Annotated in this window: 11 protein-coding genes and 1 riboswitch; of the genes, 10 read left to right on the top strand and 1 reads right to left on the bottom strand. The window is 39.0% G+C overall.

What is annotated here, in order from left to right; all coding sequences use genetic code 11:
- Positions 1–179: 179 nt before the first annotated feature.
- The 9 genes from QDN89_RS08020 (at position 180) to QDN89_RS07980 (ending at position 9,160) form a co-directional block, all read left to right on the top strand.
- The gene (locus QDN89_RS08020; protein WP_280769592.1) at positions 180–740 is read left to right on the top strand and encodes an FAD-dependent oxidoreductase; all 561 of its coding nucleotides are present in this window, start codon (positions 180–182) and stop codon (positions 738–740) included.
- 165 nt (positions 741–905) lie between these two features.
- Positions 906–1,538, top strand: coding sequence for a PspA/IM30 family protein (locus QDN89_RS08015; protein WP_280769591.1), 633 nt, complete (start codon positions 906–908; stop codon positions 1,536–1,538).
- Between the two features lie 9 nt (positions 1,539–1,547).
- Positions 1,548–2,081: an NfeD family membrane protein gene (locus QDN89_RS08010; RefSeq protein ID WP_280769590.1), complete on the top strand. Its 534-nt coding sequence runs from the start codon at positions 1,548–1,550 to the stop codon at positions 2,079–2,081.
- A 218-nt stretch (positions 2,082–2,299) separates the two neighbouring features.
- Positions 2,300–3,874 (top strand): flotillin lipid rafts scaffold protein FloT, encoded by a 1,575-nt coding sequence (locus QDN89_RS08005; protein WP_280769589.1) that lies wholly within the window; start codon positions 2,300–2,302, stop codon positions 3,872–3,874.
- Positions 3,875–4,486: 612 nt separating this feature from the next.
- The gene (locus QDN89_RS08000) at positions 4,487–5,215 is read left to right on the top strand and encodes a hypothetical protein (protein ID WP_280769588.1); all 729 of its coding nucleotides are present in this window, start codon (positions 4,487–4,489) and stop codon (positions 5,213–5,215) included.
- Positions 5,216–5,477: 262 nt separating this feature from the next.
- Complete coding sequence (locus tag QDN89_RS07995; protein ID WP_280769587.1) at positions 5,478–6,374, top strand: AEC family transporter; 897 nt, start codon at positions 5,478–5,480, stop codon at positions 6,372–6,374.
- A 116-nt stretch (positions 6,375–6,490) separates the two neighbouring features.
- Positions 6,491–7,900, top strand: a complete 1,410-nt coding sequence (locus tag QDN89_RS07990) for a diguanylate cyclase (RefSeq protein WP_280769586.1) — start codon at positions 6,491–6,493, stop codon at positions 7,898–7,900.
- Between the two features lie 269 nt (positions 7,901–8,169).
- A riboswitch (cyclic di-GMP riboswitch) is annotated at positions 8,170–8,261 on the top strand.
- Positions 8,262–8,294: 33 nt separating this feature from the next.
- A complete protein-coding gene (locus QDN89_RS07985; RefSeq protein ID WP_280769585.1) occupies positions 8,295–8,474 on the top strand; it encodes an anti-repressor SinI family protein in 180 nt (59 codons plus the stop codon).
- A gap of 188 nt (positions 8,475–8,662) precedes the next feature.
- Entirely contained in the window at positions 8,663–9,160 is a 498-nt protein-coding gene (locus QDN89_RS07980) for a ComEA family DNA-binding protein (RefSeq protein WP_280769584.1), read from the top strand.
- Between the two features lie 173 nt (positions 9,161–9,333).
- On the opposite strand, the gene QDN89_RS07975 is transcribed toward QDN89_RS07980, so the two are convergent.
- A complete protein-coding gene (locus QDN89_RS07975; RefSeq protein ID WP_280769583.1) occupies positions 9,334–9,981 on the bottom strand; it encodes a YigZ family protein in 648 nt (215 codons plus the stop codon).
- A 790-nt stretch (positions 9,982–10,771) separates the two neighbouring features.
- On the opposite strand from QDN89_RS07975, the gene QDN89_RS07970 reads away from it, so the two are divergent.
- Positions 10,772–11,911 carry a sensor histidine kinase gene (locus QDN89_RS07970; RefSeq protein WP_280769582.1) on the top strand — a complete coding sequence of 380 codons (1,140 nt, stop codon included), beginning with the start codon at positions 10,772–10,774 and terminating at the stop codon, positions 11,909–11,911.
- The last annotated feature ends 57 nt before the right edge of the window (positions 11,912–11,968 follow it).

Here is an 11,968-nt window from a genome sequence, read left to right as displayed (position 1 = left end):
TTACCGTATCTTCTTCAAAAATTCCTCGCATACTCTCCAAACTCACAAATGGTTTTAACCAAAATAACTATTCAATCAAGGTTTCCCTAATTGTTATAAGCAGATCATTCGATTTCGTTAGGGAACATTTGTAAAATGAATAATGAAAGCGATTAGAATTCTCGAAAGGGTTGGTTAGTATGTACGATATTATAGTTATTGGTGCAGGACCTGCAGGAGCGAGCGCAGCTTTATTTGCTGCAAAAGCAGGGAAAAAAACGTTGTTGTTAGATAGTAACCAAAGTATTACAAAAAAAGCGTGGGTTGAGAATCATTACGGTGTGAAAGAAACGACAGGACCAGACCTGGTCGACACAGGAATCGAGCAAGCGAAAAAATTTGGAACGGAAGTAGTAGATACGAAAGCTACAGGTGTTACGAATAACGGAGACGGTGTCAAAGTTGAGTCGGAAGCTGGCGAATTTCAAGGGAAACACGTGATTTTTGCAACAGGTCTTATGGCTGATGTCGCAGAAAAATCAGGAATAACCACAAAAGAAGGCACAGAGCCAAAAATCAAGAAAGTCATTGATGTTGGTCGCGACGGTAAAACGAACGTCAAAGGTGTTTGGGCAGCTGGAACATGCGCAGGCGAAAGTGTCCATACGATTATTACCGCTGGACACGGGGCATCTGTTGCTATCAATGTAATTAGTGAACTGAACGGCGAACGTTACGTCGATCACGACATACTTAAATAATTTCTCTAGCCTGGCAGGAGTCAGGCTTTTATTTGTTGCTGTTGTGACTTCCTTAAAATAAACTTTATTCATTTTTTTCATGAATTCCCATATCACTTCCATAAACGGAGTTATTTTCTGTATACTGTCTTTAGGACCATTTCAATTATTGAGAGGAGGGATTAGATGATATTGTGGTTTCAAAGGCTCAGGCGACTTTTTTCGAAAAATGGGGAGTCTCATGAACAATCTGCTTCAGACCCAGTAGAGATGGCGGATGAGTTGTTGCAAGACATGGAAAGAGAACTTAACGATATGCAAGCTTCATTAAATAAGCAAATCGCTAGCGAAAAAAGATTGAATCGAAGGATGGAATTAGCGGAAGAGGAATCTTCTCAGCGTGAAAAAGATGCGATTCAATTTTTAGAGAAAGATGATGATCAATCGGCAAAGCTTGCATTGCTGAAAAAAGAGGAAATAGATCGTGATATTCAGGAAATTACCTCGTTATTTGAGTCGGCTCAAGCACATAAACAAGATATCCTTCGGCATATTGATGAACAGAGAAGGGATTATCAACGTTTGCAAATAAAAAAGAGAGAATTGCAGTCAAAGCGAAACCTTCATCTTCCCTCTGCCGTAGATGAAATGGAGAGAGCAAAGAAGCGTGATCATGAAATGTCTGGTGATGCCTCATTTAGTGAGAAGAATGAGCACGAAGGAGAAAGTAATGTTGGGGAAGAAAACGAGCGATCGTCTTCAGAGAGTGTTGATGCGAAACTTGAGCATCTGAAGAAGTCATTAAAGAACAGAAATTAGGTGAGTAGCATGGAGATATTCGGATATGATATCGAATCAATTTACCTGTTTTTATTGATTGCAGGGGTAATCTTGACGATTCTCTACATATTTGTCGGGGAACTGCTTGAAGGTCTCATGGACATTAGTGGAGACGCTATTTTAAATCCGATTACAATCATTGGATATATCACATTGATTGGTGGACTCGGGTATGTGCTTGAAGCTGTGGCCTTTTTCCTCGGTAGTGGAATGATTTTATTGATTAACCTTGTTGTATCAGCAATTGTTATCGTTTTAGTGAACTATTTCATTATTATTCCTGTAAAGCGGTCCGAGAAAAACACATCTTATTCGATTAACGAATTGAAAGGGACGGTTGGAGAAGTATTCACAACGATCCCTGCAGATGGGTTTGGCGAGGTAATTATATCTCGTACTCACGGCACAATTAGCAAACCGGCGAAAAGTTTTGATCAAGAGTTGCTTCCTGAAGGAACGAAAATCCTCGTTATTGACATTGATGACGAAGGTGTCTTTCTCGTTTCCAAACATTACGACTAATTTTTTCACAAGATGATCCGTTCAACCTCATTATGGTCATTTATGGTCATGGAAGATTTTAGTGCCACACATTCTTTGTTTAAAAAAAGTGGAGACTCCAATACCCCACATTAGTTCTGTTATTTTTTATGGTGCTAGGAAGCTTTTACATAGATTTACGAAGAGACTTCAGCGACCATGTTTTTACAGAACAAAAAATAGAAAGAGGAGTTGAAACAATGGAAACAGTATTTATTGCACCTGTTGTCGTCGCCTTTGTATTTCTTGTTTTATTAGGTGTCTATTTCACACGGTATCAAACATCAGGACCAAACGAAGCATTGATCGTAACAGGTAGTTATTTAGGAAAAGGGAAAAACATTTCTGAAGATGATGATGGCAAAAAGATGAAGATTATTCGCGGTGGCGGTGCCTTTGTTGTTCCGGTTTTCCAACAGTATGCGAAATTTAGTCTATCAAACTACAGCTTAGATGTTCGCACGAGTGGAGCGTATACGGAGCAAGGGGTTCCGGTTTCCGTAGATGGTGTGGCGATTATCAAAGTCGGATCAACGATGGAAGAGATCGCAACAGCGGCGGAACAATATTTAGGAAAACCAACAGAAGAATTTGAAGAAGAAGTGCAAGATGTTCTCAAAGGTCACTTACGTTCGATCTTAGGTTCGATGAGTGTAGAGGATATTAACAACAACCGTGAGCGTTTCAACCAAGAAGTCCAGTCTGTTGCGTCTCGCGATTTTAACAAAATGGGTCTTGAAATCAAGTCCTTTACTTTGCAAGAAGTAACAGATGCACAAGGATACTTAGATTCCTTAGGTAAACCTCGTATCGCTGAAGTAAAGCGTAATGCAGCGGTTGCGGAAGCGGAGCGTAAGAAAGAAGCTCGTATCGAAAATGCTCGTGCAGAGCAAGAAGCGAAAGCACAAGAGTTGGTTCGAGATACGGAGATTGCAAACTCTGAGAAAGAGAAGCAGTTGAAGATTGCTCAATACACACGTGAGCAAGACCAAGCTCGCGCGGAAGCGGATCAGGCGTACGACTTGCAAACGGCGAAATCGAAGCAGCACGTTACGCAAGAAGAAATGCAAATCCAGATCATCGAGCGCGACAAGCAAATTGAACTAGAAGAGCGTGAAATTGTTCGTCGTGAGAAGCAGTACGATGCAGAAGTGCGTAAGAAAGCGGACGCAGATCGCTATGAGCAAGAACAGCGTGCGGAAGCGACAAAAGTTACGCAAATGCGTGCCGCAGAAGCGTCACAATATCAAATTGAAGCAGAAGCGAAAGCAAATGCCGATGCTGAGCGATTCCGTGGGGAAGCAGAAGCAACGGTTACCTTCAAAAAAGGTGAGGCCGAAGCGAGTGTTATCCAGAAGAAAGGGGAAGCAGAAGCTGAAGCGAAGAAGAAGTTGGCCGAGGCTTATGAAGCATACGGTGAAGCTGCGAAACTTAGCATGATCCTAGATATGCTACCTGCATATGCGAAGGAAATTGCTGCACCGCTTAGCGCCATTGATAAAGTGACTGTTGTGGATACAGGTGGTAGTGGCAAAGATGGAAACGGAGCAGGCGGAGCTGGAAAAATGTCAGGATACGTCACTGACTTGATGGCGACCCTTCCTGAAAACTTGAAAGCGGCATCTGGTTTGAATGTGAATGAACTTCTAGAAAACTTCTCTGGTAAAGGCAATGTGAAATCTAGTGTCGACAACCTAACAGAAGAGCTTTCAAACAAGGAAGCAGGACAACAAGAAGCTAGGGAATCGTCAGAGAGCGATGAAACTAGGGCGTAAAACCTTGTATGAGTCATAGACTCTAGTAAAGCTGAATAAATGTAATAGGGAAGAAGCTTTGGTGTTCATTACGCCAAAGCTTCTTCTGTTCTAGTTGCGCTTTTGGGGTGTGGGTGGGAGCGAGCAGAGATAGGAGTTGTTGTTGATGCATCTTGTGACCGTAGCGAGCAGATTTTGGTGAAAGACGGTCACAAGAGAGAGCGTCTTGAGCCCGTAGCGAGCTGATTTCAGGGAAAGACGGTCACAAGAGGATGCCGCTTGAGCCCGTAGCGAGCTGATTTCAGGGAAAGACGGTCACAAGAGAGAGCGTCTTGAGCCCGTAGCGAGTTGATTTCAGGGAAAAACGGTCACAAGAGAGAGCGTCTTGTGCCCGTAGCGAGCAGATTTTGGTGAAAGACGGTCACAAGAGAGGGCGTCTTGTGACCGTAGCGAGTTGATTTTGATAAAAGACGGTCACGAGAGGATGCCGCTTGAGCCCGTAGCGAGCAGATTTTGATGAAAAACGGTCCAAGAGGATACATCGATCGCACAAAATGCATCCATCAACTGCAACGAAATTTTTTAATATGCGTCTAATATTGTACATAGTCCAAAACGAGGGAGGAGTATGGAATGTTACCTTTTAAAATACTTGCTAGCATCGTTATTTTATTAGGATTGGTTTATCTATCACCGGTACATGTCCATGGAGAAGGGAAACAAAAAAGTGATGAATTTACAGAGCAAATCATGAAATGGGAGGAAGAAGGAATTGATCCTAATCATACAGAAGCGACCGAACAGGTTTTAGCGTACATTGAAGATCATTTAGCGGATAGTTACGTGAGCATGTATATTGATCGAAGCGATAGGGAGTTAGGGGTATTAGTATTTGCATTTCAAGAAGAAGTTAGCGAAGAACACAAAGAAAAAATGCACCAGGTAGTAGAAGAACCGGCAGAAATTGATTTTCTGAAAATCACATATACGGAGGAAGAATTGTTAGCGAAACAAAGTGAGATTGATTCGGATGGATTTGAAAGGGGAAATTATACGATTCATCATACTAATCCAGACGTTTTTAAAGGGAAGGTACAAGTAGGAATTGATCCTTTTATTGAAGAAAATGCGCAGCGGATATACGAGCAATATGGACATGAAATGGTTGAAGTAGTAGAAGGGTTCGAAGTAACAATGTTAGAAGTAGAAGCTAGTATAACTGACGACGATCAAGGTGAAGAAGGATTAGCTACCAATGAGGGGCTTTCTAATGAAACAGCAGCAGGTGAAATGGAACAGCATGAACAACTAAATTTTTTCCAAAGAATATTTTTAACCATTCGCAGTTGGTTTCAATCTTAAGTGGAATGGAGGATTCTATGGAAGTGCTCACTCCATTAGTCACACGTCGCTCTATGGCGTGTGGCTTTTTTTGACAGAAACGATGGTGCTTTTGAACGTCTATTGCTTCAAATAGAAAACTAATGATGCAGTTCTTTCATTATTAATGATAGAATTTGAAGATACTTGTTTTCAAAAGACGGATGATCCGTCAGCATGAAATGAAGCGCAAGTTTGCTCAAAATCTAAAGGGTGAGTCCCGAAAAAATAGGAAGCGATAGTCATGACGATTTTCATATCCGTAGTTTTACCTGTGCTACTTGTTTTTCTGACAGGTTATGTCGTACAAAAGTGGCGCAAAGTTGATATTAAGCCAATCTCAACCGTTGCCATTTATATCTTAACGCCTGCTCTTGTGTTTGACACGTTTTACAAGGCAGATATGAACATACAATACGTTTATATGATTGTCTTTGCATTAGCGTTATTATTTGCGATCATCATTATAAACAAACTTTATGCGTGGAAGATGAAGTACCCGACCAGCATAGAAAGTGGATTGATTCTTTCAACAGCATTTATGAACTCAGGGAACTATGGTGCTCCAATTATTTTGTTTGCATACGGCCAAGAAGGATTTGCATATGCCGTATCGTTTATGGTTTTGCAAGCTGTGATCATGAATTTTTTTGGAGTATATTATGCGGCGCGTGGGATTTCAGGTGTGAAAACAGCGTTACAAGTTTTGCTACGAATGCCGGTGACGTATGCGGTGTTATTAGCGATTCTTCTCAAACTAATCAGAGTGGAAATGCCGGATAATCTCATGCAACCTGTGGAATTAATTTCTCAAGCTGCGATACCGACCGTGATGCTCATTTTAGGGATGCAACTGGCGCAAATCGAATGGACGAAGTTTGATTGGAGCAAAGTGTCCTATGGCGTCGTTGTTCGACTGCTTCTTTCACCAATGATAGCCTGGGGTCTGACAATGGTTATGCCGATGGATCCTCTTTTAGCAAAAGTCCTTATCGTAGCAGCGGCAATGCCTTCTGCAGCTACGATTGTGATGTACGCTGTGGAATTCGACGCCAAACCAAAGCTCGTTTCAAGCATCACTTTGATTACAACGTTACTAAGCGTGTTTACCATCACGCTCATTATCATGCTTTTAGGATAATTTCCATTACAGGAAAACAATTGTAAAAAAATAGAGGACATTTAACTTTGTTTCCAGTATAATTATCATAGGACTTTTCGCCAATTGCGTATTTTTTACAAGGAGGAGGGGTGGAATTGAAGCGGGATAGTCATTTTATTCAACAAAGAAACTTGCTCGTTTTGAAATTGTTACTTTTGTTTAATACACTTGGACTCCTTGTGGAATTTATCTTCTCTGCTTCCATTAGCACATATCCCTTCATTGGGTATGTGATGATAGGTATTGTATGGGTTATCTTAAAGAAAAAGGTCGCTACTGTCGAAATGATGTATGGGATCATAACCTTGTATTTTGTACAAATGTTTTATATTATTTCTGCTTATCCAGAACTAACTTCCTATATATTCGTTTGGCTTGGGTTAGTTATCTCTTCTTTATTTAATCAAACTCGAGTGATTGTTTTAGCTGCGTTATATACGATGGCTCTAACACTATACACGTTCAGTCGCTTTTCAAATCAAATCGTTTTCACGAGTAATCCTGATGATATTGCTTATTACCTACTTTTTACATTGTTTGTAGCAATATTTTTAATCGTTCAAAGTTCTTTTTCTGAAAAAATGTGGACGGGACTGCAAGACAGCCAAGGCAAACTTACCTACATATTAGAGAGTGCGAGTATTATTACGTATTCTTACGATCCAATTTCGCAAGTTCACACTGTTTCTTCTGGAATTAATACTTTAAAGAATATGATGAAAAAGGAAGTGTCATCTAGTCCTATTTTGTGGAAAGAGTACATCCATGAAGAGGATAAGCCATTTGTTGATGTGGTTGAAACTCATATTTTAGAAGGGAAAATGGAGTCAGTGGAGTATCGACTTGAAATTCCAACTAATCCAGTAATGTGGGTTTCGGCTCGATTTTTCCCAGTAATCTCAGATCATGGGACGATTAAACGAGTAGAAGGAGCGTTTGTTGATATTACCGAGAGAAAGAAGGCCGAAGAAAAAATTGAGTTCTTAGCATACCATGATGCCTTGACGAAACTACCTAATCGCTCTCAGTTGTATCAATTTGTTCAAAAGGAACAGATCAAAGCCGAATTTGATTATGAACGGTCTTATGTTATTTTCATCGATTTAGATTCATTTAAACAAGTAAACGATACATACGGTCACCATGCAGGGGACAAACTCCTTTCGTTAGCGGCAACTAGATTAGTTAGTTCCTTGAAGCAAATAGATATGGTATCCCGTATCGGAGGGGATGAGTTTGTAGTATTTGTAACGGATTTAACCTCAGAGCAAGTTATTCATGTAGCAGAAAGGTTACAAACAACGTTATGCAAACCATTTTTTATAGATGAAGCTCCAATAAAAATCACACCAAGCATTGGAATTAGTAAATTTTCGTCTAATAATGACAACCTCGATACGTTAATTTCGCAAGCAGATGCTGCGATGTACAATATTAAAAATGAAGGAAAAAATGGCATCAGGCTTTACGATTATGCAACAGTGCCAAAAGACAAATCTATCTAACATAACGTTTTAGAAATGGGGAGGCATTGCCCAGAATAGAGCAATGTCTCAATAAGTCATGAGAAATAGAACGTTGGGAATATTTGCGTTAAAATAATAGAAAATTGTAATGAAAATGTAATATAAAATTTCATAAAAGTTGGCATTTTTTTAAGAAAATCGGGTATATATTGAATAAGCTCTAGTCACTATGGTGAACGCCAGCTTTTCAAGCATCATGAAGCCAACACTCCTATGTTAAAAATTTTTTACCGTGTTACCTTAACTCCTACTAGTAAAGGCAAACTTGTTGAAAGACAAGGACGCAAAGCTAAGGGTCTAAGAGTCCATAATAGGGACTTAAGATAGCCTGGCTGCCTAATAGGCACTTGTGGGAAAGGGGGTCTAAGGAGAGATGGAAAAAATTGTGAACTCAACCTTAGACAAAGAATGGGAAAGATTGATGCGTGAAGCACGGGAAATCGGGATGACAGTAGAAGAAGTCAGTCACTTTTTAAGAGAGAAAACACCAAAAAAGAGTTTTCATGTTTATGGGACATTAGTAGAGCAACCAAATGATTTATTAAGTAACTAAGTTTGGACCTCTTCATTAGAATGAAACTCTCTAAACATATCTTCTGCTGATCCTATAAGGGTCAGTTTTTTTATCTGATTGATGAGAAGAAAAGGGTAATTTTTGCAAAATTACGTATTCCTTCATGAAAGAGAGACAATTCTTTCACAATATTGGTATAATATGAATAAAGGAATGGGGGAAACGATATGATAAAGAAAGTTCTCGTTCTCCTTAGTATGTTTTTCATCTTTGGAACTTGGGTGTGGCCTTTTCTTGTGAAGATGTTTCCGATTTTGGAAAGGGAAAAAGGATGGTCAGCTAGCAGTTTTGAAACGGCGAAAAATCATGCTTTGCTTGAGGATGATAAAAAAGTTCACCAGAATGGTCATTTGATCGACGAGGAAAAGGGTGTTCAAGAAGATAGCAACAACAAAGAAAATGGTGAAACTGAAACACCTACGGAATCATCAGAAAAAGCAGAAGCCAAAGAAAATAGTCATAAAAGTGACAAAGTTGTCCGTGTGAATGAAGCTTCTGTAGAAGAACTTCTAGAAATTTATGGAGTAGGCGAAGATTTGGCGAAAAATATCAAAAAAGAACGAGATGATAATGGTCCTTTCAAACACATAAATGATCTTCTTCGAGTAACAGGAATTGGAGAAAAAAAGTTAAAAACGATGGAATCCTACATCAATTTGGATTGAAATGATTAATGACTTTCGTTAGATCCTGTTGTTGTATTTTAAAATTAGCATGATACAGAGTTTAATTCATTTAATGAAAGATAAAAGCAGTTCATTGTTCGGGGCTAACTTTTTGTGATGAATATCGAGGAAACCATAAAAAACCACCGTCTGGTGGTTTTTTATGGTTTCGTTTATTTTCCAGGAGGGGGTACGTCTTGTTCTAAGTATGCTTGGCCAGTGTTTTCGATGTGAACTTGCCCACTCGTTAAATTCATCATCCATTCTTCAAAGGCAGCTTCTTCCCCGTCCGCGACATATGTTTCTAGCTTGACTTGCTCTAAATAGTCAATTTGCTTTAATAAATAATTGGAGGAGCGAACTTCGTTTTCGATTTTTCCAAGTAAGGTGTAATCAAATGTGGAAGCATAAATGTTCATGAGTTTTCTTTCTACAACTCCGACAGCATTCAGCCCTTCGCTGACCGCAGATCCATAAGCACGGATCAGTCCACCAGCGCCTAATTTGATGCCACCAAAATACCGAGTGACAACAACGACTGTATCTTTTAACTTTCGTTTTTTCAATACTTCAAGCATAGGTACACCGGCAGTGCCTGATGGTTCGCCATCGTCATTGGCTTTTTGGATCAAATCATTTTCACCGATCATGTAACAAGAACAATTATGATTGGCATTCCAGTTTTTCTTTTTAATCGATTCAATGAACGTTTGAGCTTCCTCTTCTGTCGTTGCCCGTTGCACGTAAGCAATAAATCGTGACTTTTGGATGGTGATTTCGTGTTCACCAGCACCTTTAACTGTATAGTAGAAAGGAAGCATGATAATCTCTCCTATCGGTTTAATAACTTAATTTGTGAAGTGATGCATGTTCAACTCTATTTTTTGAAGGGAAACTATGTGTGAATCTAACAAAAGAAGTTTAATCCTTGTTATGTGAGGGTTGAACGGTCATTGGAAATATCCCAGAGCGGAATTTATGAAACAAGCGTATGCAAAAAAATGAACGACAAACCGATAGATATAGGCTATAATAGTAGAATGTACGTTCGGTTTCGAAGTAGGGTGATTTTGCTCTACTAAAATAAACACATGAGATTAGGCTATGTATATATATACATTCTTAACTAGGTTTATTTGTTCATACACGCTTCAGTCGGTGCAAAATTTCTTGAAGTGTAAAAAAATATAGAAAAGTGTTCAAAAGGTGATAAATGTTTATAAATTTAGGGTATGATGAATAAGAGAGCCTGTCAAGTTCAGTGTTCTCTAGTGTTTACCCATTTTTTCTAGAATAGCAGTCGAATAAGTTATCAATGAATATGAGATTTTATGGAAAAATTTCTATAGGTTTAATTTCCCATATGACTTTACTTAGACAAAAATGGCAATATCGAATATGATGAAAATGAATAGGTTTGTTCAAAAATCTAGTCATTTGTTAAAAAAATGAATCAAATGTCGGATGACCCCCATAAATTAAGTAATATGTTCGATTTTTATGGATAGGGTTTTCAGCATCTATGAAGCTATGGTCTGGAAACTTATAAATATTAGCAAAAAAGACTTCAATGTCTCAGACCATTTTTGTATGCAGAAAGAGAGGGGTTGGATGAGCTCCGTTCAATCAATTGAGTCTATTTTAGATAAAATGATGGATATGGTAGGAAAAAGTAAAGAAGAGATTTTTGAAATTGGCGAAGAATCAAGAGATGAATATCAGTCATTGAAAATAGAACTAGAAGATATTCAGCAAAAAGTCATTCAATTAATTGAACAGTCAGAACGTACTGAGCTCCATTCCCGATTTGCAAGAAATCGTTTAGCGGAAGTGAGTAAGCATTTTGGTTATTATAGTGACACGGAAGTTCGTGAAGCATACGAGCAAGCCAATGATTATCAAGTGAAACTTGCGTTATTACATCAAGAAGAAAAGCAGCTAAGAGAACGGCGAGACAATCTTGAACGTAGGTTAATGAAACTAGGCGAAACGATGGAACGTGCTGATCATTTGATTAACCAAATCAACGTAGTAATCAATTATTTGACTGGTGACTTACAGCACGTGTCTGAATTAGTGCAAGATGCTCAAGAAATGCAAAAGTTCGGGTTGAAAATTATTCATGCTCAAGAAGAAGAACGAAAAAAATTATCCAGGGAAATCCACGATGGCCCTGCTCAAACGATGGCCAATGTCATGCTTCGCACTGAACTTGTAGAGAAAGTATTGGACCAGCAAGGAGTAGAAAAAGCACGACTTGAAATTCGTGACTTAAGAAAAATAGTAAAAGATTCGTTAAGTGAAGTACGACGAATTATTTACGATTTAAGGCCGATGACGTTAGATGATATCGGATTAGTGCCGACCTTGGCGAAGTATATAAAGAATGCGGAAGAGCATACTGGTATTTCGATCACATTTAAGAATATTGGAAGAGAACGTCGATTTCCGCAGAATATGGAAGTTGCTATCTTCCGTTTTGTTCAAGAGGCGATCCAAAACGCCTATAAGCATGCGGAACCAACGTCGATCCAAATTAAATTGGAATTAACGGCGGAGCGAGTGACAGCCGTGATTAAAGATGATGGAAAAGGCTTTGATGTTCTAGACAAAAAAGAAGGTAGCTTCGGTTTAGTTGGAATGAAGGAACGGATTAATATGTTGGATGGAAAGTTAAGCATTGATTCCAAACCAGGAAAAGGCACGTTAATTATGGTGCAAATACCAATTACGTCTTTGGAAAATTTGTAATATGTTTCGAACTTCGGAATGAGTAGAAAAGAACTATGAAGTTTCGTTCATTGTCCG

Source organism: Salipaludibacillus daqingensis (genome assembly GCF_029891575.1).
GTDB classification, from domain to species: domain Bacteria; phylum Bacillota; class Bacilli; order Bacillales; family Salisediminibacteriaceae; genus Salipaludibacillus; species Salipaludibacillus daqingensis.
This window is presented reverse-complemented; position numbering and strand designations above follow the sequence as displayed.

Coding starts and splice junctions, on each gene's coding strand:
- QDN89_RS08020 (WP_280769592.1), top strand. CDS start 180: ATGTACGATATTATAGTTATTGGTGCAGGACCTGCAGGAGCGAGCGCA.
- QDN89_RS08015 (WP_280769591.1), top strand. CDS start 906: ATGATATTGTGGTTTCAAAGGCTCAGGCGACTTTTTTCGAAAAATGGG.
- QDN89_RS08010 (WP_280769590.1), top strand. CDS start 1,548: ATGGAGATATTCGGATATGATATCGAATCAATTTACCTGTTTTTATTG.
- QDN89_RS08005 (WP_280769589.1), top strand. CDS start 2,300: ATGGAAACAGTATTTATTGCACCTGTTGTCGTCGCCTTTGTATTTCTT.
- QDN89_RS08000 (WP_280769588.1), top strand. CDS start 4,487: ATGTTACCTTTTAAAATACTTGCTAGCATCGTTATTTTATTAGGATTG.
- QDN89_RS07995 (WP_280769587.1), top strand. CDS start 5,478: ATGACGATTTTCATATCCGTAGTTTTACCTGTGCTACTTGTTTTTCTG.
- QDN89_RS07985 (WP_280769585.1), top strand. CDS start 8,295: ATGGAAAAAATTGTGAACTCAACCTTAGACAAAGAATGGGAAAGATTG.
- QDN89_RS07980 (WP_280769584.1), top strand. CDS start 8,663: ATGATAAAGAAAGTTCTCGTTCTCCTTAGTATGTTTTTCATCTTTGGA.
- QDN89_RS07975 (WP_280769583.1), bottom strand. CDS start 9,981: ATGCTTCCTTTCTACTATACAGTTAAAGGTGCTGGTGAACACGAAATC.
- QDN89_RS07970 (WP_280769582.1), top strand. CDS start 10,772: ATGAGCTCCGTTCAATCAATTGAGTCTATTTTAGATAAAATGATGGAT.